This window comes from Paraburkholderia gardini (genome assembly GCF_907164575.1).
Taxonomy (GTDB): domain Bacteria; phylum Pseudomonadota; class Gammaproteobacteria; order Burkholderiales; family Burkholderiaceae; genus Paraburkholderia; species Paraburkholderia gardini.
In genome coordinates this window covers 118451-140346 of the sequence record NZ_CAJQYY010000018.1, presented here as the reverse complement: position 1 = coordinate 140346, position 21896 = coordinate 118451, and the positions used below count along the sequence as shown (strand labels likewise).

The window sequence follows — 21896 nt, the reverse complement described above, 5'->3', positions numbered from 1 at the left end:
TTCCCCCCCGCCCCGCCGGGGGTTTACCTCCAAACTAACCCACACCGCCGTTTTCATTTGAGCGCCCGGAAACAGTAAAGTCGGGCCGCGATCGCGTACGCGGACTCATGTGAGACAGCGAAGTGAGCGCAGGCAAACTGGTGCTCGCCAGGATCGGCGCAACTCTGGCGTTACGCCGCGGTCTTCACCCGTTCGGTGGACAGGCCGAACTGCCGGGCAATCGAAACTAGACGTTCCTGCCATTCCCACGTACCGAAGACGTCATGCACGTTCTGCAGGCAACTGAGCAATTCGACTGTAGTCGCGTCGTAGATGTTGATGCGCGCGCGCAGCAGCGCTTTCTTGAGTGCCGCAACGCCGACGTCCATGTAAATAGGCACATCGCGCGGATCTTTTCCGATATAGCGAACCGGAATGCCTTCCATTGCCGTCATATAGTCGCCCGGCTTGATGAAATTGCCGATGGGACAACCGCCGCAGTGACCCCGGTAAGCGCCGCCGCCATGTGGCAGGAGCGCTGCGCGCTTCTGGCCAAACAGATGGCCGACGCCCTGGTCGAAAATCTCCTGATGGGTCAGGAAGTTCAGGCTTTTCATGGTGAATCTCCTCTGCGCTACGCGCAGCGGTCGTTGTTATTTGAAGACCTACTGTCTTCCTCACAGTTATAACGACTGAGATCGGTAAATATGTAGTGGATCAAACCCGAAGCGGGCAATTTTTGCAGTATCGAGCGTGGTCTGGCCCACGCAACGAGACGCTAACAGGCGTCTCGAGCGACGGCAGCCGACAAACTGAACATCGCGGCTACCCGGCTTTGTGGTTGCGGCCCTTTTTGCCGAGCGCGACGCAGGCCGCCCTGCACGCGCAGGTCCGCTCGTGGTCGTTCACCATGCCGACGGCCTGCATGAACGAATAGCAGATCGTGGTGCCGACAAATTTGCAGCCCCACGTCTTGAGCGCCTTGCTGAGGGCGTCCGAAATGGCGGTCGAAGCGGGTGCATCCCGATAGCTTGCCCAGTCGTTCTGGATGGGCGTCTGGTCGACGAACGACCATACGAAGTTCGCCAGTGAACCGTGTTCGGCCTGAATTTTCTGGACCGCGCGCGCGTTCGTGACCGCGGATTCGAGCTTGCCCCGATGGCGAACGATACTGGCATCGAGCAGCAGCGCGTCAATGCGCTTCGGCGTGAAGCGGGCCACCGCGTCGATATCGAAATCGGCGAACGCCCGGCGATATCCCTCGCGCTTGTTAAGAATCGTCGACCACGACAGGCCCGCCTGCGCGCCCTCCAGTACGAGTAGCTCGAAGAGATGCCGGTCGTCGCGAGAGGGCACGCCCCATTCTGTGTCGTGATATTGCGCAAGCGCTTCTGTTGCCGCCCAGTTGCATCGTTGTGTCACTTTCCCGCTCCTGCGTGTATGAGTTACCCGACCCTCCGGATGCTGCCAGGCAAGAATAGCGGAATGGGCGCGCGCCGCCACCTGGCCGGATGGCAGATTGCCGGATCGAATTGAACCCGATAGTCTCTGCACCATCCTTTTTATCCGACTGTATTCGATGACTTCAGATCTTTACCTCATTGGTGTCGATGGCGGCGGCTCCGGCACCCGTCTCGTCCTTGGCGACATTCACGGTGCGGAACTCGCGCAGGCTGCGGGCGGCCCATCGGGACTTGGCCTCGGCGTCGAGCGCGCCTGGCAGGCGATCGAGGCCGCCTGCCGCGATGCGTTCGCCGCCGCCGGGATCGAGCTGGACTGGTCACGCTGCGTGCTGGGATGCGGTCTGGCGGGCGTGAATAATCGCGACTGGCTCGCGGCGTTCCATGATCACGCACCGAAAGTGGCGGGGCTCGCGGTCGAGAGCGACGCCTATACGACACTGCTCGGCGCGCACGGTGATGCACATGGCGTGGTGGTCGCGCTCGGCACAGGCAGTGTCGCCGCGGCGGCCGACGGCGACGGACCATGGCGTATCGCAAGCGGCTTCGGCTTTCCCTCCGGCGATGAGGCGAGCGGCGCATGGCTCGGCTTGCGGGCAATTGTCCACGCGCAGCAGGCGCTCGATGGCCGCGCGCCGCACGATGCGTTCGCGCAGGCGCTGCTCGGTCACGTCGACGCACAGGACCGCGACAGCCTGATCGTCTGGCTGTGTGCAGCCAGTCAGACTGCTTATGCGAGCCTCGCGCCCGTCGTCCTGCAGCATTGCACGCATCCGTTTGCCGCCCGTCTTCTCGCAGAAGCTGGAACGGAAATCGCAAAGATGATCGATGCGCTCGATCCGCGCGGCACCTTGCCCGTCGCGCTGTGCGGTGGCCTGGGTGAGCCGCTGCGGCCCTACGTACCGGCTTCATACCATGAGCGTCTGCGCACGCCGCTGGCCGATTCGGCGCACGGCGGATTACAGCTTGCAAGGATCGAAGCGCGGCGGATCAACGCGTAAAACGGCGACGGGACGCGGCGTGCGGGTTCGGGGCGTTAAAATACGCCCTTTGAGTTTGCGGCATCGCCCACGACATGTACAAAGTTATCGCCACCGATCTCGACGGAACCCTGCTCAACAGCGACCATCAGGTGGACCCGTTCACCGTGTCCACGGTGCGTGCGCTCGAAGCGCAGGGGCTCCATTTTGTCATCGCGACCGGGCGCCATTATTCCGACGTGGCCGGCATTCGCGATGTGCTGGGTATCAAGCCCTGGCTGGTGACGTCGAATGGCGCGCGGGTGCATGCACCCGATAACACGCTGATGTACGCGCGAGATCTCGCGCCCGAAATCGTGCGGCGCCTCGTCGAGCCGGAAGTCGCCGGTGAGCATGGCCGTGTGATCGTCAATCTGTTTGCCGACAAGGAATGGCTGATCGACCGGGATGCGCCTCAACTGCTGCGCTTTCATCAGGACTCGGGATTTACGTACGAAGTGATGGACCTGCGCGAGCACTCAGGCAAGGACATCGCAAAGGTGCTGTATATCGGCGATCCGGCGGACCTCGCGCAGATCTCGGCGAATCTCGAACGCGAGTTTGGCGAGGCGCTGTATGTGACCTATTCGTTGCCCGATTGTCTCGAAGTCATGGCCGCGAACGTGTCGAAAGGCACGGCGTTGCGGGTAGTGCTGGAGCGCCTCGGTATCGACGCGGCACGTTGCGTGGCCTTCGGCGACAACATGAACGATATCGACCTGCTGGAAACGGCAGGCTATCCGTTCATGATGAACAACGCCAACCCGGATCTGATCCGCCGCCTGCCGGACGTGCCACGGATTGGCAATAACTTCGAGGCCGGGGTGGCCCATCATCTGCGCCATCTATTCGCAATGGATAACGAACTGACGTCGTGATCCTTGCGGCGAAGTGAAGTCAAAGTGAGGTTGAAGTCAGCGGGACAGGCCTCTGCGAATTCCACGCAGAGGCCCCCGCGCGATGGCCGGACGAGTGAGTGCTAACCCGTTGGCGATCAGCCATGCCAGCCATAACCGCGGTCACCGCGGTCACCGCGGTTATCCCAGCCGCCGCGATCGCCACGACCCCAGCGATGCGAGTCGCGGTCATGATCATGCCAGCCGCCGCGGCCCCATCCCGGATGGCCATATACCGGCTGAGGCGCGACATAGACCGATGCCGGTCGCACATACACAGGGGCCGGTACGCCGAGTGAGAGACCGATACTCAGATCCGTATGCGCTTCGGCAACGCCGCACACGCCAACTGCAAGACCCGCGGCAACCAGCAGATGAGTAACGATGCGCTTCATGTTGTTCTCCTGTATCGCGACTTGTTTGTCGCACAGGTTCAATCTACGCATCGCGGAACGGCCGTGCTGCGACGAGATGTTACGGAGTGAAAGCATCGATTCCGCGTTGCGGCCTTGCATCGTATGACGGAGGAGCGTTTGAAGCGAGGCTGGCGAAAGCGTGGCGACCCCGGCTACGCGGGGCTTTGCGACGGTGTTTTGTCGCGATCGCACGTTTCGGCCAGCTCAGGATATCTGGATGTGTCCCCAACAGGAGTAAGGCGTTCTTACACTTGTGGCATCCATTAATATTCACCGCGCCTCGATCCCGGGCAAAAGCGTCGAGACTCAAGACTTAACCTGGCGCTTCAACGCCTCGCGTCGCCTCACGTTCCCGGGCAACAACCGGATAGACCAGACCCGCGACAATCGCACCAAGCATCGGTGCGAGCCAGAAGAGCCACAACTGGTCGACCGCGCCGCCGCCCACGAACAGCGCCGGACCTGTCGACCGGGCCGGATTGACGGACGTGTTCGTCACCGGAATCGAAATCAGATGGATCAGCGTCAGGCACAGACCAATCGCCAGCGGTGCAAATCCCGCCGGCGCGCGGCGATCGGTTGCGCCGAGAATCACGAACAGGAAGAAGCCGGTCAGCACCACTTCGCAGATGAACGCCGCGAGCATCGAATAGTGTCCGGGCGAGCGGCCGTCATATCCATTGGTGGCGAAGCCGCTCGCCACAAGGTCGAAGCCCGGTTTGCCGCATGCAATCAGCGAGAGCACAAACGCACCGAGTATCGCGCCGACCAGCTGAGCCGCGATGTACGGGACGAGGTCGCGGGCCGGGAAGCGACCCGCGACCGTCAGCCCGACGCTGACAGCCGGGTTCAGATGGCATCCGGAGATATGCCCGATTGCATAGGCCATCGTCAGCACGGTAAGGCCGAACGCGAGCGCGACGCCCACGTAGCCGATACCCAGACCCTGCTCGGGGCCGGAGAGACTCGCAGCCAGGACGGCGCTGCCGCACCCTCCGAGCACGAGCCAGAACGTGCCGAACATTTCGGCGGCGACACGTCGCGACAATTGCATTTGCGTATTCCTTTAAAGGTCGACTGCCATTGCGGCATCGCGAAATACACAATGCGCGCTCGAGTCGCGGATTTTAGGCAAACGCACCAGACGTCGCTGTCAAAAATTGTCAAATTCGACGGAATGTCGGTAATTATTTCGGGATAATGTTCGGTGCAATATAACTTCGGGTAGAGCTTAATAATCAAGCTGATGATTTCGTGGTAAGCGTGTTCGTCGTGCATTGCGAATTTTTCTAATTACAGCTAATCTCCGACCGAATGACTGCCGCGATAAGGGAGAGACCAGAATGTCATCACAATACGCAGATCTTAAGGTTCAGATAGCGCGGCTTCAGGCGCAGGCCGAAGAGGCACGTCGTACCGAAGTCGTGAATGTGATTGCGGAGATCCGTCACAAGATCGTCGAATACGGGCTTACGGCACAGGATCTGGGCTTTGCCGAGGCCGCCCGGCGTGGCCGGCCACCCAGGAAAGCGCCGCTGCCGCCACGCTATCAGGATCCCAAAACCGGCAGCACGTGGAGCGGGCGCGGCAAGCCGCCAAAATGGATTGCAGGAAAAAACCGTGAGCGATTTCTGATCGAACAGTAATTCCGTGCCGTTATCGAAAGCTTTCTGAAGGGGATTGCGCGCACTAAACCATTACTTGATACGGTCGTTTGATGTCAATAAAAAAGCCGCCTTTTCAGGCGGCTTTTTGTTGTCGGAGAAATGGATCGTTCGATTCATACACCAGGCAAACGATTCACGCAGACGATTCCCCCGAATTAGCGCACCGGCTGATCGCTCAGCCAGCCGCAACCTGGCGCAGCACCGGACGGCGCGCGGCTTCCAGAAGCGTCGTATATCCATCGACGTAATTCTGCGCCATCGTCCGGGCGCTGAAGCGGCGCTCGAACTGCGCGCGGATTTCGCTGCGAGAAAGCTCGTCGATGCGCTGGAGCGCGGCAACCGCACCCTGCACGTCCTCGCAGACATAGCCGGTCACGCCGTGATCGATCACTTCGGGCACCGAGCCGCGGTTGAACGCGATCACCGGCGTGCCGCACGCCATCGACTCGATCATCACGAGGCCAAACGGCTCGGACCAGTCGATCGGGAACAGCAGCGCCTTCGCGCCGGAGAGAAACTCGGGCTTCTGCGCCTCGTTGATCTCGCCGACAAACTCGACGTGCGCCTGCGACAGCAGCGGTTCGATTTCGGTCTTGAAGTATTCCTGGTCGACCTTGTCCACCTTGGCGGCGATCTTCAGCGGCAGACCGCTTTGGGCAGCGATCCTGATGGCTGTATCGACGCGCTTCTCCGGACAGATCCGGCCGAGGAACGCCAGGTACTCGGGCTTCCTGTGCGGCTGCGGCGTCAGTAGCTGCGCCGGCAGACCGTGATAGATCGTGTTGAGCCAGTTCGCCTGCGGCAGCGGCTGGCGCTGCGAATCCGAAATCGATACGACCGGCACGTCCGAAAATGCATCGAACACCGGCTGAAGCTCCGGTAAATCGAGGCGGCCGTGCAGCGTCGTGACAAACGGCGTGTCCATCGTGGAGAACAGCGGGAACGGCAGATAGTCGAGGTGGAAGTGCAGCACGTCGAACTCGTGGGCGACGCGGCGCACCTGTTCCATCATCAGCACGTGCGGTGCCATCGCGTCGCGCACGGTCGGATCGAGGCGCAACGCGCGCGGCCAGCATGCTTCCAGGTTCGCAGAGGTAACCGAATCGCCGCTCGCAAACAGCGTGACGTCGTGACCGAGGTCCACCAGCGCCTCAGTGAGGTAAGAGACAACACGCTCGGTGCCGCCGTAAAATTTCGGCGGGACAGCTTCATAAAGCGGCGCGATTTGTGCGATTCGCATGTGGTTCTCCTTGTTCAGACGGCTTCGCTCGACGTTGCCCGGGTGAGCGGGCGAATGCCGGGCGGACGGGCTGCGCGACGTTTCCACTTTGCTGCGCGAGGATTGCCCGAGCCGGATCGGGTTATCCCTTAGGGCCATTATCGGGATTGGGTGCGCTAATTCGAGCTATTTTTCAAACACTTAATGTTGTTACAGCGCGAAACAGGCGCCCGGGATTTCTCCCGATATCCGGGAAACCCAATAACGGCGCGGGACTCGACGCCATGAGAGGCGAGTCGAAGGGTGGCACGGTACTCCGCCGAGGCGCGTGGCGCACGGCTTCCCTTGCGCGTCTGCCAGGTCGCGAAACGGGTGAATACGCGGCTTTAAATCTGCATATAATCTTTCCCACTCCCCTCGGCGCGACATCCGTTACGCCAGAAAAACTGCCTGTCGTATCCTCAAAAACCACGTGCAACAAATCATGTAGGAAAAATTCCTACATGATTAATGGACAATTCCGTCAAAACGACGGGCGGTCTGTCCGATTTCCGACCGGTTGCACTTTCGACACAATGCTGGAATGACCATAAACGGGCAGGTCGTGCGCTTTTGGGCGCGCGATCGAGCAAACGTTTTCGCAACGGCCTGACCAGCCAGATTGAACCGGGGGAATCATGACCGCCACTAGCGAAATGCTCAGTGAGATCAGAGAAGTAAACCTGTCCTACCTTCTGCTGGCCCAACGTCTTCTGCGTGAGGACAAGCCCATGGGCATGTTCCGCATGGGTATCTCCGACCAGCTCGCCGATGTTCTCGCCAATCTGTCGCTTGCACAGACCGTCAAGCTGGCCGCGTCGAACCAGGTGCTTTGCCGCTTCCGGTTCGACGATCACACCATTCTTTCGTCCCTCGCTGAGAAAGGCAAACAGGGCGTCGTCGCCCAGGCGCATTCGGCGATCCTGATGGCGAGCCAGCCGACCGAGCAGATCGGCTGAGGCGCACGCTGCAGTCCCCTACGGTCGGCCATCCGGCTGGCCGGAGCCGGCACGGACGACAGAACGAGGGCGGATGGCAACGAAAAGCGTGATGACGGAAGTCAGGGAAATCACCCTGGCAATCGAACTGATCGAACTTGGGGCGCGGTTGCAACTCCTCGAGGCGGAAACCAGCCTCTCGCGCGACCGGCTGATCAGGCTCTACAAGGAACTGAAGGGCGTCTCGCCGCCCAAGGGCATGCTGCCCTTCTCGACAGACTGGTTCATGACATGGCAGCCGAATTTCCATTCGTCGCTGTTCTTCAATATCTACCGGTTCATCAACCTGCAGGGCGGCTGCGACCCGATCCAGTCGATCGTGAAAAGCTACCGGCTCTATATGGAACACGTCCAGTTGCAGCAGGACGAGCCGGTATTGAGCCTCACGCGCGCCTGGACGCTGGTGCGGTTCTTCGACTCGGGCATGTTGCAGATGACACCCTGCACGCGTTGCGGCGGACATTTTGTCGCGCACGCGCACGATCCGCAGCAGGGTTTCGTCTGCGGGCTGTGCCAGCCGCCTTCGCGGGCGGGCAAGACCCGCAAGGCCGCCGAGGCAAAAGCCCGGCCGGTCGACGCTCCGATTCTCGTCGCCTGAGCATGAGTCCGGGCGCCCAGACGGGCGCGCGAAGCGGGCGTCCCGCGAGGAAATCCAGCCCGTGCGCGGCCGGGTGAGCGGACCGCCCCGCAGCAGTCCACGCATCTGCGGTACCCGGCCGGCGATGGGCGCCCGACCGGCGCGTATCCCCGAGTCCATCTGGCATACACCGGGTGGCCGGTCCCCTTTACCCCCAAAGTTTTCTGTCCGTCTGCCGTAAACCAGTTTAACGACGGTCTCCGTCGCTTCTTTGTGAGGGCTCGGCAGTGTTGATTTTCGTGGGAACACTCGTAACGCTGTTGTCCGTCTTCGGCGGCTATGCGCTGGAAGGCGGCCATCTTGGCGCGCTGTTGCAGCCCGTCGAAGTGCTGATGATTGCGGGCGCGGGGCTTGGTGCGTTCATCCTCGGCAACGGGGCGAAGACGATCAAGGCCACGCTGCGCGTGATACCGACGCTCTTCAAAGGTGCCAAGTACGACAAGGACGTCTACATGGAGCTGATGGCGCTCCTGTACGTGCTGCTTGCGAAAGCGCGCAAGGAAGGCACGCTGACGCTCGAAGCCGATATCGACGATCCGCAGAAAAGTCCGATCTTCACGCAGTATCCGAAGATCCTGGCGGATCACCACATCGTCGAATTCCTGACCGACTACCTGCGGTTGATGGTGGGCGGCAACATGAACGCCTTCGAGATCGAAAGCCTCATGGACGAGGAAATCGAAACCCATCATCACGAAGGCGAGGCCCCGGCCCACGCGCTGATGAAGGTCGGCGACGCGATGCCGGCGTTCGGTATTGTCGCGGCGGTGATGGGCGTGGTGCATACGATGGCATCCGCGGACAAGCCGCCGGCGATTCTCGGCGAGATGATCGCGCAGGCGCTGGTCGGCACCTTCCTCGGGATTCTGCTTTCGTACGGGCTCATCGGGCCGCTCGCGAGTCTCGCTGAACAGCGCGTGACCGAGTCGACCAAGATGTTCCAGTGCATCAAGGTGACGATTCTCGCCAGCCTGAACGGCTATGCGCCGGCGATCGCCGTCGAGTTCGGCCGCAAGGTGCTCTTCTCGACCGAACGCCCGTCGTTCACCGAGCTGGAAGAGCACGTGCGCCGCGTCAAGGCGAAATAAGGCGACGGCCAGGGACTGGGAATGAGCAAGGACAAGGATCGCGCAATTGTCGTCAAGCGCTCGGCGCCGAGGAAGTCCAGCCCTCACGGCGGCGCCTGGAAGCTGGCGTACGCCGACTTCATGACCGCGATGATGGCGTTCTTCCTGCTGATGTGGCTCCTGAGCTCCGCATCGACGGTGCAGTTGCGCGGCATCGCCGAATACTTCAACCAGCCGCTCAAGGTTGCACTGATGGGCGGCGATCGCAGCGCCGAGGACTCGAGCATCCTGAAAGGCGGCGGCCGCGACATCTCGACCGACCAGCAGGGCATCACGCGGCAGAGCGACGGTTCGACGGCACGCGCCGAAAAGACCGCCGCCCGCAACGACGACGATGCGGTCAATCAGACACAGGGCTCGCTGGAGCGTCGCGAGCAGGTTCGTCTGCATGACCTGCAGGTGAAGTTGATGGCGGCGATCGAAGCCAATCCGGTGCTGCGCCAGTTCAAGCAGCAGATCCGCATCGATTCGACGCTGATGGGCCTGCGCATCGAGATCGTCGATTCGCAGAAGCGGCCGATGTTCGCCACGGCTCGCGACATCGTCGAGCCGTACATGCGCGACATCCTGCGCGAGATCGGCAAGACGCTGAACGACGTGCCGAACCGCATCGTCGTGCAGGGTCACACCGACGCCGTGCAGTATGCCGGCGGCGAGAAGGGTTACAGCAACTGGGAACTGTCGGCGGATCGCGCGAACGCGTCGCGGCGCGAACTGATCGCCGGCGGCATGGATGAAACGAAGGTGTTGCGCGTGCTCGGTCTTGCATCGACGCAGAACCTGAACAAGGCCGACCCGCTCGACCCGGAAAACCGTCGTATCAGCATCATCGTGCTCAACCGCAAGTCGGAAGACGCGTTGATGCGGGACGACACCACGACGACGACGCTGTCGTCGGATGCAGCGGGCTCCTCGAAGCAGCCGCTGCTGGAAAAGATTTCGCAGCCGGTGACGGTTGCGCCCAGAACGGCGCCAGCAATGGCGACGCAGTAACGAAGCAACAGGCAGTTGTCTGGCCGGCATGGGTGCCGGGGCGGCGCGGCAGGCCGGACAGCCCACAGGAAGCGCAGTGAGGATTTCATGATCAGGCACATTCTGGCAATCGACGATTCGGCAGCGATGCGGGAGATTCTCTCGGCGACGCTGACGGCGGCCGGCTATCAGGTGACGCTCGCGGCAGACGGCGAGGCAGGGCTGGAGAACGCGCTGGCGATGCCGTTCGATCTCGTGCTGACAGACCAGCACATGCCCGGCCGCACCGGCCTCGATCTGATCGCGGCGCTGCGCGGCAATCCGGCGTATCAGACGACGCCCATCCTCGTGCTGACGACCGAATCCGGCGACGTATTCAAGGCGGCGGCGCGCGATGCGGGCGCGACAGGCTGGATCGAAAAGCCGCTCGACCCCGACATGCTGACTGAACTGGTCGCGGCGCTTGCCGTACCAGGCGTTGTCTGAGCGGCGACGGACGAAGCGAAACAAGACACAGCCCAGCCCAGACAGGATCTCTTGCGGTGACCCAGGCATGACACTCGACATCACTCAGTTCTACCAGACGTTCTTCGACGAAGCGGACGAACTGCTCGCGCAGATGGAGCAACTGCTGCTCAATCTCGACATCGGCCATCCCGATCCGGAAGACCTCGCGGCTATTTTCCGCGCGGCGCACTCGATCAAGGGCGGCGCGGCGACCTTCGGCTTTACCGCGCTGACCGAAACGACCCACATTCTCGAATCGCTGCTCGACCGCGCACGCAACAACGAACTCGTGCTGCGCAAGGACATGATCGACACGTTCCTCGAAACCAAGGACGTGCTCTCGGGCCAGCTCGCCGACTACCGCGCGAGCGCCGAGCCGGACGCCGCGACCGCGAAGGCGATCCAGGCGCGGCTCGAATTTCTCTATAACGAAAGCCGCGGTGTGGCAGCGGCTGGCGCGACGCCGCCGGCAGCGGCACCCGCGCCGGCCGCTGCCTCGTCGTCCGCGCTGGCGCCGGAGCACGTGGTCGACCAGGCCGTGCGGGAAGTCGGCGAAAAGCAGGCCGGATCGACGCCCGCTGCGGCTGCCGGCAACGCGGGCGGACCGCATCTGAAGATTACGCTACGGGGAGTAGGTGAGAAGGACCAGGAACTGCTGACGGAAGAACTCGGCAACCTGGGGCATATCGTCGGACAGGTGAAGACAGGCAGCGATCTGACGCTGTGGCTCGAATCCGATGTGTCGTCCGACGACATCATCGCCGTGTGCTGTTTCGTGATCGACGACAGTCAGATCGAAATCGGCCGCGGCGCAGCGCCGGTGGACGAGTCGCAGGAGGGCGAACCTGGAACGCCCGCGCCCGCGGCTCCGAATCCGGTGGACGCGGGAAGCATGGCAGACGGAGGCGCGGGGGCGCCGACCGCCGCCGTGCCGAACGCGGCAGTCGACACGCAACCCGCGGAAGCGGCGAGCGCGTCAGTCGCGCCCTCGGCAGGAGCCGTTGCACCGGCTCCTGCCGCGCAGGGCAGCGCGCCGGCCGGCGGTACGGAGGCGGAGCGCAAGGCAGCCGGTCGCCCGGCGGCCAACGCCGCGGAAGGCAGTTCGATCCGCGTCGGTGTCGAAAAGGTAGACCAGCTGATCAACCTCGTCGGTGAACTGGTGATCACGCAGGCCATGCTGGCGGAGACGACCAGCACGTTCGACCCGGCGTTGCACGACCGCCTCTTCAACGGCATGGGGCAGCTCGAGCGCAACGCGCGCGATCTGCAGGAAGCGGTGATGTCGATCCGCATGATGCCGATGGATTACGTCTTCAGCCGCTTCCCGCGCCTCGTGCGCGATCTCGCGGCGAAGCTCGGCAAGGAGGTCGAACTCGTCACCTTCGGTCAGGCGACCGAACTCGACAAGAGCCTCATCGAACGCATCATCGATCCGCTGACCCACCTCGTGCGCAACAGTCTCGACCACGGCATCGAAACGGTGGAAGCGCGCCGTGCGGCAGGCAAGGATTCGACCGGCCAGCTCGTGCTGTCGGCCGCGCATCACGGCGGCAACATCGTGATCGAAGTGAGCGACGACGGCGCGGGCCTGCGCCGCGACAAGATCCTCGCGAAGGCGGCGAAGCAGGGCATGCAGGTCAGCGAGAACATGACCGACGAAGAGGTCTGGAACCTGATCTTCCTGCCGGGCTTCTCGACCGCCGAGCAGGTCACCGACGTCTCCGGCCGCGGTGTCGGCATGGACGTCGTGAAGCGCAACATCCAGTCGATGGGCGGTCACGTCGAGATCACGTCGCACGCGGGGAAGGGCAGCACGACACGCATCGTGTTGCCGCTCACGCTGGCGATTCTCGACGGCATGTCGGTGAAGGTGGGCAGCGAGATTTTCATCCTGCCGCTCAACTTCGTGATGGAGTCGCTCCAGCCGCGAGCCGAGGATATTTACAGCGTCGCCGCCGGCGAACGCGTGGTGCGCGTACGCGGCGAATATCTGCCGCTCGTCGCGCTTCACGAAGTGTTCTCCGTCGAAGGCGCGAAGGTCGACCCGACCCAGGGCATCGTCACGATCATGCAGACCGAGGGCAGGCGCTTCGCGATGCTGATCGACGAACTGGTCGGCCAGCAGCAGGTTGTGGTGAAGAATCTCGAAACGAATTACCGCAAGGTGCACGGCATTTCCGCCGCGACCATTCTCGGCGACGGCAGTGTTGCGCTGATCGTGGACGTCGCGGCACTGAACCGCGAAAACCGTGCAGCGCACGGCGCCCTGAACACGCTTTCCTAACCTATCAACTAACCCAACCGTTTGGGGGTTTACGTGGCAGACGTCCAATCCATCAATTCGACCGTGAGCGGCACGAGTGGCCGCCGCGATGCAGGGCAGGCCGACGCCGGCGGTCAGGAATTCCTGGTCTTCACGCTCGGCGAGGAAGAATACGGCATCGACATCCTGAAAGTTCAGGAAATCCGCGGCTACGACAACGTGACGCGCATCGCGAACGCACCCGAGTTCATCAAGGGCGTGATCAACCTGCGCGGCATCATCGTGCCGATCGTCGACATGCGCATCAAGTTTCATCTGGGCCGCGTCGAGTACGACCACCAGACCGTCGTGATCATCCTGAACGTCGCGCATCGCGTGGTCGGCATGGTGGTCGACGGCGTGTCCGACGTGCTGACGCTCGCGACCGACCAGATCATGCCCGCCCCGGAATTCGGCGCGACGCTGACGACCGAGTACCTGACCGGCCTCGGCACGGTCGACGGCCGCATGCTGATCCTGATGGACATCGAAAAGCTGATGACCAGCCGGGAAATGGCGCTGATCGAAACGCTCAGCAAATAAGCCGCGCCGGCGCGCATACGTACACAGGTAAAACGGGAGAACACGATGCTGGGCAAGTTGTCGATCCGCACCTCGCTGACAGCGGTGGGCGCCCTTCTGGTTGCGCTGACCGTGGTGGTCGGCGCACTCGGACTGGCGGCGCTGAATCGCGCGAGCCAGTCGCTTGACGCGATCGCACGAGGCGATCTGGTCGCGATTCACGCGCTCGACGACGCGGCGTCGTTCATGCTGCGTTCCCGCATTTCGCTGAACCGCTTCGAGGCGCTGACGGCGGCCGGCAACGCGGACGAAGCGAAGAAGGCGTTCGATCGCGCGCAGGTCCTGCTCGCATCGTCGAACGACGCGTGGCAGGCCTATCTCGGCACAGCGAAGAACGGCGTCGACGCAGCGCTGCTGGACGAACTGCTGGCACGCCGCACGACGGTGATGCGTGACGGCGTCGATCCCGAATTCGCGGCCTTGCGCGCAAACGATCTCGCGGCTTACCACGCGATCGCGGACACGAAGATCAGCCCGATGTTCGTCGCCTACGACAACGCCGCCGTGCCGGTCCTGAAGGCGCTGCAGCAGAACGCCGTCGACGGCCAGAAGGCTTCGGAGTCGAATATTTCGACGATGACGGCGTTCATCATCGGCGTCACGGTGCTGGCGCTCGTGCTGGTCGTGCTGATCCGCTTCGCGCTGCGCGGCCTGATCGTGCAACCGCTGAACGACGCTGTCGATGCCTTCGAGCGGATTGCTTCGGGCGACCTCACGCATCCGGTCGAAGTGTTCAGCACGAACGAAATCGGACGCCTCTTCAGCGCGATCAGGCACATGCAGGAGAGCCTCTCGACGATGGTGAAATCCGTGCACAGCAGCACCGGATCGATCGATACCGGCGCGCGCGAGATTGCCATGGGCAACACCGATCTGTCGCAACGCACCGAGCAGCAGGCGGCTTCGCTGCAAGAGACCGCGTCGAGCATGGAGCAGCTCACGGGCACCGTGCGCCAGAACGCGGAAAACGCGCGCCAGGCGAGCCAGCTGGCCGTCAACGCGTCCGATATCGCGACGCGCGGCGGCGAGGTGGTGAGCCAGGTCGTCAGCACGATGCAGGACATCGCGACGAGTTCGAACAAGGTCGTCGACATCATCGGTGTGATCGAAGGCATCGCGTTCCAGACCAATATTCTTGCGCTGAACGCCGCCGTCGAAGCGGCGCGTGCCGGCGAGCAGGGTCGCGGTTTCGCGGTCGTCGCCGGCGAAGTGCGCAGCCTCGCGCAACGCAGCGCGAGCGCGGCGAAGGAAATCAAGGAACTGATCGGTACGTCCACCGACAAGGTTCAGAGCGGTTCGGTGCTGGTGGGCCGCGCCGGCACGACGATGGACGAGATCGTGCAGGCGGTGCGCCGCGTAACCGACATCATGGGCGAGATCAGCGCGGCATCGGAAGAGCAGTCGACCGGCATCGAGCAGGTCAACCGCGCCGTCGTGCAAATGGACGAGGTGACGCAGCAGAACGCGGCGCTCGTCGAAGAAGCGGCGGCCGCCGCCGCATCGCTCGAAGAACAGACGCGCCAGTTGCAGACCGTGGTCGGCGGCTGGCGGGTAGCGGGCGGTGTCGAGGCGCAGCAGCGCGGTGTCGCGCGGACGCAGCGTACGCGCGCGCCGGCGACCCCGGCGGCGAAGCCCGCCGCGCAGGCAGCACCTGCGACGGGGCTTTCGGCCGCTCCGGCTCATGCAGCACACGCGACAAAACCACCGGCGCCCGTGCAGGCAGCACCCGCGACGGCGGCACCGCTCCTGCGGCCCGAACCCGCGGCGCTCCGTGCCGAACCCGCGATGAAGCAGAGGAAGACACCGGCAGGCACAAGCGAACCGGCAGCGCGTCCGGCCCCCCCACCTGCGTCCAGCACAGCCGGCTCCGACGCCGACTGGGAAACGTTCTAGGAATTGGCGGTCAGGCATGATGGCAACGCGCGCAGAACCGCGGCCCGAAAGGGCTGATGCAGTTCGTTCCGGTGATCAGGGACGTGATTTCGAATTCACGTCGGCGGATTTCGCACGTATTCGCGAGCTGATCCACCGCGGCGCGGGAATCTCGCTGTCGGACCACAAGCGGGACATGGCGTACAGCCGCCTCGCGCGGCGCCTGCGTGCGCGCGGCCTCGAAAGCTTCAAGTCGTATCTCGACCTGCTCGAATCGGCGAACGATCCGGCCGAGTGGGAAGCGTTCACGAACGCGCTCACCACCAACCTCACCGCGTTTTTCCGCGAGGCGCATCACTTTCCGATCCTCGCCGACTTCGTGAAGAAGCGCAGCGCGCCAGTATCGGTGTGGTGCTCGGCGGCTTCGACGGGCGAAGAGCCGTATTCCATCGCGATGACGCTGATCGAGGCACTCGGCGACAGCGCGGCGCGCAGCGCCACCGTGCTCGGCACCGACATCGACACGCAGGTGCTCGCCAGGGCCGAAGCCGGCACGTACCAGTTCGACCAGGTCAAGCACCTGTCGCCGGAACGGCTCAAGCGTTTCTTCTTGCGCGGCACCGGCGCGCACGCCGGCATGGTGAAGGTGCGCCCGGAAGTGCGCGCGATGGTCCGCTTCGACCAGCTCAACCTGACCGACCGCGATTACGCGTTGCGCTCGCAGTTCGACGCGATCTTCTGCCGCAACGTGATGATCTATTTCGACAAGCCGACGCAGTCACACGTGCTGTCGCGCTTCGAGCCGCTCGTGAAGCCGGGCGGGCTGCTGTTCGCCGGCCACTCCGAGAACTTCACTTATGTGACGCAGGCCTTCAGACTGCGCGGCCAGACCGTCTATGAACTGACGCGCGACAGCGGCGGCGCGCGCGGCACGTCGCGCACCGGCGCGCCGGCAATGGGTGAGGTCAACGCATGAGCAGCACCTTGCCGATCGCGAACAATCTTTATTTCGACAATCACTTCAAGCGTCCCGGCGTCAAACTGCTGCCGAACGAGTTCTACACGACCTCCGAGGACATGGTGCTCGTCACCGTGCTCGGCTCGTGCGTGGCCGCGTGCATCCAGGATCGCACGGCGGGCATCGGCGGCATGAATCACTTCATGCTGCCCGATGACGGCGCCGACGCCGTGCAGGCCGCGTCGGATTCGATGCGCTACGGCGCGTACGCGATGGAAGTGCTGATCAACGAGCTCATCAAGGCGGGCGGGCGGCGCGAGCGCTTCGAAGCCAAGGTGTTCGGCGGCGCGGCCGTGCTCGCCGGCATGACGACGATGAACATCGGCGACCGCAACTCGGAGTTCGTGCGCCGCTATCTCGCGCTCGAAAAAATCCGCATCCTCGCCGAGGATCTGCAGGGTGGCCATCCGCGCAAGGTGGCGTTCATGCCGCGCACGGGCCAGGTGATGGTGAAGAAGCTGCGTCTGCAACAGGATCAAGGGGTCGCCGAGCGCGAGCAGGCGCTCGCCCGGCAGACCGCCGAAGCGCGGGCCGACCGGCTCGCGCGGGCCCGCGAGCGGGTCGAACTCTTTGCGTCGCCGGCTGGCAGGCCGCGCATCGAGCTGTTTGGCTCGAACCCGGCAGCAGGTGCGGCACCGGCCGCGCCGGCGAAGCCGCGCATCGAATTGTTTGGCGCAACGCGCCCGACTACCCAGAACAACGCCAGGACCGTGGAGGAGGCGTGACAGCCGTGCAAAAAATCAAGGTGTTGTGTGTCGACGATTCGGCGCTGATCCGTAGCCTGATGACCGAAATCATCAACGAACAGCCGGACATGATGGTCGTCGCGACCGCGCCGGATCCGCTTGTCGCGCGCGATCTCATCAAGCAGCACAATCCGGACGTGTTGACGCTCGACGTCGAAATGCCGCGCATGGACGGTCTCGATTTCCTCGAGAAGCTGATGCGCCTTCGGCCGATGCCGGTCGTGATGGTGTCGTCGCTGACCGAGCGCGGCTCGGAAATCACGTTGCGCGCGCTCGAACTCGGCGCGGTGGATTTCGTGACGAAGCCGCGCGTCGGCATTCGTGACGGCATGCTCGAATACGCCGAAAAGCTCGCCGACAAGGTGCGCGCCGCTGCCCGCGCCCGCGTGCGCCAGGCCGCGCCCGCGCCGCAACCCGGTGCGCACGCGCAGGCGCCTGCTGCCCCGGCGCCGCTCTTCAACAATCCGCTGGTATCGACCGAAAAGCTGATCATCGTCGGCGCATCGACGGGCGGCACTGAAGCGATCCGCGAAGTGCTCGTGCCGTTGCCGCCGGACGCGCCCGCCGTGCTGATCGCGCAACACATGCCGCCGGGATTTACAAAATCTTTTGCGCAACGGCTCAATGGTTTGTGTCGCATTACCGTTAAAGAAGCTGAGCACGGTGAGCGCGTGCTGCCAGGGCACGCTTACATCGCGCCCGGTCACGCCCACCTCTTGCTGGCAAGAAGCGGCGCGAACTATATTGCCCACCTGTCCGAGGAGCCGCCGGTAAACCGGCACCGGCCTTCGGTCGATGTGCTGTTCCGCTCGGCGGCGCAGCATGCGGGCAAGAACGCACTCGGCGTGATCCTGACCGGCATGGGGCGCGACGGTGCGGCAGGGTTGCTGGATATGAAAAAGGCGGGCGCCTACACGCTCGCTCAGGATGAGGCGAGCTGTATCGTGTTCGGGATGCCGCGCGAGGCCATTGCATTGGGCGCCGCGGATGAAATCGCATCGCTGGCCGACATGAGCCGGCGCGTCATGGCCCGTCTTGCGTCGATGGGCGACCGCGTACAGCGGGTATGATGCCGGCCTGAAACTGAACGAACAGGCGGACGCTCGCCGCACCTTCGAAGACACGGGAAAAGGGAATTGAAATGGATAAGGGAATGAAAATTCTGGTGGTGGACGACTTTCCGACGATGCGCCGGATCGTTCGCAACCTGCTGAAGGAACTGGGCTATTCGAACGTCGACGAGGCGGAAGACGGCGCGGTGGGTCTCTCGCGTCTGCGCAGCGGCCGCTACGACTTCGTGATTTCCGACTGGAACATGCCGAATCTCGACGGCCTCGCGATGCTGAAGGAAATTCGCGCCGACGCGAACCTGACGCACCTGCCGGTGCTGATGGTGACGGCGGAATCGAAGAAGGAAAACATTATCGCGGCGGCGCAGGCCGGTGCGAGCGGCTATGTGGTCAAGCCGTTCACGGCGGTGACGCTCGACGAGAAGCTCAACAAGATTCTCGAGAAGATGGCGAAGACGGGGAGCTGACTGTGAACGAGCCGACCGACGCGCAAGACGCCGATTCGCGGGACGACGGCAGCGATATCGCGACCGATCGTATTCTCGCCCGCATCGGGCAACTGACGCGCACGCTGCGCGATTCGATGCGCGAACTGGGGCTCGACAAGCATGTCGAGCGTGCCGCGGAAGCCGTGCCCGACGCGCGCGACCGTCTGAAGTACGTTGTGATGATGACGGAGCAGGCCGCCGAACGCGTCCTGACCGCCATTGAAATCGCGAAGCCGGTGCAGGAGCAGTTGCAGAAAGACGCTGCCGTGCTCGAGACGCGCTGGGACGAGTGGTACGCCGCGCCCATCGAACGCGAGGAAGTGCGCGCGCTGATGGGCGACACGCGCACGTTCCTGAAGAACCTGCCCGATTCGACGACGGCGACGAGCTCGCAACTCCTCGAAATCATGCTCGCGCAGGATTTCCAGGATCTGACGGGCCAGGTCATCAAGAAGATCATGGACGTCGTGTACCTGATCGAGCAGCAGCTGCTTGGCGTGCTGGTCGAGAACATCGCGCCGGAGCGTCGTGAGCAGTTCGCGGCGACCGCGGCGGCACTGGTGGCTTCCGACCCGGCCGCTCCGACGGGCAGCCCGGAAGGCCTGCTCAACGGGCCGCAGATCAACCCGGAAGGCAAGGCCGACGTCGTGCAGGATCAGGCGCAGGTCGACGATCTGCTCGCGAGCCTCGGGTTTTAATGCAGGGCCGCGTGACGGCGCGCGTCGAAATGCGCGCCGGTGCGCGCGAAAGCGCCTCGCCGTCACAGGCGGTGACGTGAAGCGCGCTTGCCGCGTGGCGGAACAGGCGGAACAGGCTCTTTGAAATAATCCACAGGCATACTACGGCGACAGGACGCTGGCGTCCGGATCGCCCGGATCGTCCGATTCACGGCGCACCGGCGGGCCAGTTCCAGAACTGCCGGTTCGCTACCGTACGAACCCGGCGGTCACTTGCCAAGGGGAGCCTGGGAATGTCGAAATCGAGTCACCTCGCGCGCGTCGTTACGCTGACGTCGCTCGGATTGTGCTGTACGTTGATCGCTGCCCGCTCCGCTCACGCAGGGCTGGGCGGCAGTCCGATGACAACACCCGCGGGGGCTTCCACCTCATCGCGCGTCGTGCAGGGCTCAGCGGTTGTTTCCCGCTCTGCTTCCGCTTCACCCTCCCAGTCCGCTTCCACCGCCTACACCGTTCGCGAGACGACGTTCGGCTCCGGCACCGTCGTGCATGAGTATGTGTCGTCGGCGGGGACGGTGTTCGGCATCGCGTGGCAGGGTCCGCGGATGCCCGATCTCGCCGACCTGCTCGGCAGCTACTTCCCGCAATACGTCGACGCCGTGAAGGCCGCGCGCGCGACGTCTGGCCGGCGCGGCGTGAGCGCGGTCGACCAGAGCACGCTGGTGGTGCGCTCCGGCGGTCACATGGGTGCGTTCGCTGGCGTCGCGTGGCTGCCGCAGGCGTTGCCGGCCGGCGTCAGCGGCCAGGACATCCAGTGATCCCTTGACCACCAGGAGACGAAGCGTGCAAATCACAACAAAGCTCAAGGGATGGATGCAGGTTGCGGCGGTGGTCGTCATGGCGTCGCTCGTCGCGGCATGCGGCGGCGGAGGCGGCGGCGACAGTGGCAGCAACAACGCGGGCAACGGCATCAGTTCGCTGCCGGCCGGCCCGACGCAGCAGCCGGTCGCGGTGGGCGCCGCGAACACTGTCGCGATTACCGTCGATAAAGGGCTGAAGAACGTCATCAACATCCCCACCGTGAGCGTGCAAATCTGCGCGCCGGGCACGGCGAACTGCCAGATCGTCGATCACGTGCAGCTCGATACGGGCTCGTACGGGCTGCGAATCGTGAGTACGGCGCTCAATGCGACGCTTGGTTCCGCGTTGCCCGTCACGACAGTCAACGGCTCGCAGCACCTGGCTGAATGTGCGTCTTTCGCCGACGGTTTCACGTGGGGCTCCGTGCGCACCGCCGACGTGACCCTCGGCCAGAAGCGGGCGGCCAGTCTGCCGGTCCAGATCATCGGCGATCTGGCGGCGGCCTCCGTGCCCGCGTCGTGTACCGGCGTGCCGGAAAACACCGTCGACGACCTGCGCGTGAACGGCATCCTCGGCATCGGCGTGATGCAGAACGATTGCGGTACGACGTGTCTGGACCCGACCTCCAGCAATTATTACGGGTGCACCGGCAACACATGCACGCCCACGATTGCGACTACGGCCGTGCAGGTCGCCAACCCGGTGCCGAAATTCAGCGGCGACAACAACGGGGTGATCGTGCAATTGCCGCCGGTGTCGAATACCGGCGCGGCTTCGGCGCAGGGCACGCTCGTGTTCGGCATCAACACGCAGTCGAACAACACGCTGACGGCCGCGCAGACCTTCCTGTCCGACTCCGCTGGCGACCTGACCGGCAGTACGTTCAATGGCAATCCCGCGACCGCGCTGTTCGATACGGGCTCGAACGGCTATTTCTTCGACGATTCGACGCTCGCCGCCTGCGGCAGCAACGAGCCGGGCTTCTACTGCCCGCCGAGCGCGCAGACGCGGCCCTTCACGGTGAAGGGCACCGGCAGCGCGAGCGCGAACGTCAACATGAACGTCGTCAGCGCGGCGACGCTCGTCTCGGGCGGCACCAACTTCGCGTTCAACGACCTGGCCGGCGAGGGCATCAGGGCCGGCTGGGTCGATCTCGGCCTGCCGTTTTTCTTCGGCCGCTATGTGTACTTCGGCATGGATCTGAGCTCGACGGGCGGCCCGGCGCCATTCATCGCGTTCTGACCGGGCGGGGCGGTTCCGCCTGACGCGGCGCCGCCCCGACCTCCTGGTCACACCGATGCACCGGCGCCGCCTGAGCCGGGCGCGCGTTTCATCCCCCGAAAT

At 63.7% G+C, this 21896-nt stretch carries 23 protein-coding genes; 18 read left to right on the top strand and 5 right to left on the bottom strand.

Going from position 1 to position 21896, the window contains the following annotated elements:
• Positions 1-170: 170 nt before the first annotated feature.
• Both LPA34_RS16480 and LPA34_RS16475 read right to left on the bottom strand, forming a co-directional pair.
• Entirely contained in the window at positions 171-596 is a 426-nt protein-coding gene (locus LPA34_RS16480; RefSeq protein WP_228980006.1) for a hypothetical protein, read from the bottom strand.
• Between the two features lie 208 nt (positions 597-804).
• Positions 805-1401, bottom strand: coding sequence for a DNA-3-methyladenine glycosylase I (locus tag LPA34_RS16475; protein WP_228980004.1), 597 nt, complete (start codon positions 1399-1401; stop codon positions 805-807).
• A 157-nt stretch (positions 1402-1558) separates the two neighbouring features.
• Between LPA34_RS16475 and LPA34_RS16470 the strand changes: the two genes are divergently transcribed.
• Positions 1559-2440, top strand: a complete 882-nt coding sequence (locus LPA34_RS16470; RefSeq protein ID WP_228980002.1) for a glucosamine kinase nucleotide-binding domain-containing protein — start codon at positions 1559-1561, stop codon at positions 2438-2440.
• Positions 2441-2514: 74 nt separating this feature from the next.
• Positions 2515-3336, top strand: a complete 822-nt coding sequence (locus tag LPA34_RS16465; RefSeq protein WP_228980001.1) for a Cof-type HAD-IIB family hydrolase — start codon at positions 2515-2517, stop codon at positions 3334-3336.
• A 116-nt stretch (positions 3337-3452) separates the two neighbouring features.
• Here LPA34_RS16465 and LPA34_RS16460 read toward each other — a convergent pair whose 3' ends face one another.
• Positions 3453-3749, bottom strand: coding sequence for a PXPV repeat protein (locus tag LPA34_RS16460; RefSeq protein ID WP_228979999.1), 297 nt, complete (start codon positions 3747-3749; stop codon positions 3453-3455).
• A gap of 334 nt (positions 3750-4083) precedes the next feature.
• Positions 4084-4824, bottom strand: coding sequence for an aquaporin Z (gene aqpZ, locus LPA34_RS16455; RefSeq protein ID WP_228979997.1), 741 nt, complete (start codon positions 4822-4824; stop codon positions 4084-4086).
• A gap of 289 nt (positions 4825-5113) precedes the next feature.
• Here aqpZ and LPA34_RS16450 point away from each other — a divergent pair, with 289 nt between their 5' ends.
• Complete coding sequence (locus LPA34_RS16450) at positions 5114-5416, top strand: H-NS histone family protein (RefSeq protein WP_090535148.1); 303 nt, start codon at positions 5114-5116, stop codon at positions 5414-5416.
• 196 nt (positions 5417-5612) lie between these two features.
• Here LPA34_RS16450 and LPA34_RS16445 read toward each other — a convergent pair whose 3' ends face one another.
• Positions 5613-6677, bottom strand: a complete 1065-nt coding sequence (locus LPA34_RS16445; protein WP_228979995.1) for a glycosyltransferase family 4 protein — start codon at positions 6675-6677, stop codon at positions 5613-5615.
• 656 nt (positions 6678-7333) lie between these two features.
• Here LPA34_RS16445 and flhD point away from each other — a divergent pair.
• The 15 genes from flhD to LPA34_RS16370 all read left to right on the top strand — a co-directional run bounded on the left by flhD (position 7334) and on the right by LPA34_RS16370 (position 21794).
• Positions 7334-7654, top strand: coding sequence for a flagellar transcriptional regulator FlhD (gene flhD / locus LPA34_RS16440; RefSeq protein WP_090535150.1), 321 nt, complete (start codon positions 7334-7336; stop codon positions 7652-7654).
• A gap of 73 nt (positions 7655-7727) precedes the next feature.
• Positions 7728-8291, top strand: a complete 564-nt coding sequence (gene flhC, locus LPA34_RS16435; protein WP_228979993.1) for a flagellar transcriptional regulator FlhC — start codon at positions 7728-7730, stop codon at positions 8289-8291.
• A 266-nt stretch (positions 8292-8557) separates the two neighbouring features.
• Entirely contained in the window at positions 8558-9418 is an 861-nt protein-coding gene (motA, locus tag LPA34_RS16430; protein WP_228979992.1) for a flagellar motor stator protein MotA, read from the top strand.
• A 21-nt stretch (positions 9419-9439) separates the two neighbouring features.
• Positions 9440-10450, top strand: a complete 1011-nt coding sequence (gene motB, locus LPA34_RS16425) for a flagellar motor protein MotB (protein WP_228979990.1) — start codon at positions 9440-9442, stop codon at positions 10448-10450.
• An 87-nt stretch (positions 10451-10537) separates the two neighbouring features.
• Positions 10538-10915 carry a response regulator gene (locus tag LPA34_RS16420; RefSeq protein WP_228979988.1) on the top strand — a complete coding sequence of 126 codons (378 nt, stop codon included), beginning with the start codon at positions 10538-10540 and terminating at the stop codon, positions 10913-10915.
• A 67-nt stretch (positions 10916-10982) separates the two neighbouring features.
• On the top strand, positions 10983-13220 hold the full coding sequence (gene cheA, locus LPA34_RS16415; RefSeq protein WP_228979986.1) for a chemotaxis protein CheA: 2238 nt from the start codon (positions 10983-10985) through the stop codon (positions 13218-13220).
• Between the two features lie 33 nt (positions 13221-13253).
• On the top strand, positions 13254-13781 hold the full coding sequence (gene cheW / locus LPA34_RS16410; protein WP_228979984.1) for a chemotaxis protein CheW: 528 nt from the start codon (positions 13254-13256) through the stop codon (positions 13779-13781).
• Between the two features lie 45 nt (positions 13782-13826).
• Positions 13827-15713 carry a methyl-accepting chemotaxis protein gene (locus tag LPA34_RS16405; protein WP_228979983.1) on the top strand — a complete coding sequence of 629 codons (1887 nt, stop codon included), beginning with the start codon at positions 13827-13829 and terminating at the stop codon, positions 15711-15713.
• A gap of 16 nt (positions 15714-15729) precedes the next feature.
• Entirely contained in the window at positions 15730-16668 is a 939-nt protein-coding gene (locus LPA34_RS16400; RefSeq protein ID WP_228979982.1) for a CheR family methyltransferase, read from the top strand.
• A complete protein-coding gene (gene cheD, locus LPA34_RS16395; RefSeq protein ID WP_228979981.1) occupies positions 16665-17435 on the top strand; it encodes a chemoreceptor glutamine deamidase CheD in 771 nt (256 codons plus the stop codon). The genes LPA34_RS16400 and cheD overlap by 4 nt, the downstream gene beginning before the upstream one ends.
• A gap of 5 nt (positions 17436-17440) precedes the next feature.
• The gene (locus LPA34_RS16390; RefSeq protein WP_228980018.1) at positions 17441-18526 is read left to right on the top strand and encodes a protein-glutamate methylesterase/protein-glutamine glutaminase; all 1086 of its coding nucleotides are present in this window, start codon (positions 17441-17443) and stop codon (positions 18524-18526) included.
• Between the two features lie 71 nt (positions 18527-18597).
• Positions 18598-18993 (top strand): chemotaxis response regulator CheY, encoded by a 396-nt coding sequence (gene cheY, locus LPA34_RS16385; RefSeq protein WP_090535160.1) that lies wholly within the window; start codon positions 18598-18600, stop codon positions 18991-18993.
• 2 nt (positions 18994-18995) lie between these two features.
• Entirely contained in the window at positions 18996-19712 is a 717-nt protein-coding gene (cheZ, locus tag LPA34_RS16380; RefSeq protein ID WP_228979980.1) for a protein phosphatase CheZ, read from the top strand.
• 272 nt (positions 19713-19984) lie between these two features.
• Positions 19985-20509 carry a DUF2844 domain-containing protein gene (locus LPA34_RS16375; RefSeq protein WP_228979978.1) on the top strand — a complete coding sequence of 175 codons (525 nt, stop codon included), beginning with the start codon at positions 19985-19987 and terminating at the stop codon, positions 20507-20509.
• Between the two features lie 55 nt (positions 20510-20564).
• Positions 20565-21794, top strand: a complete 1230-nt coding sequence (locus LPA34_RS16370) for a DUF3443 domain-containing protein (protein ID WP_228980016.1) — start codon at positions 20565-20567, stop codon at positions 21792-21794.
• Positions 21795-21896 lie beyond the last annotated feature (102 nt).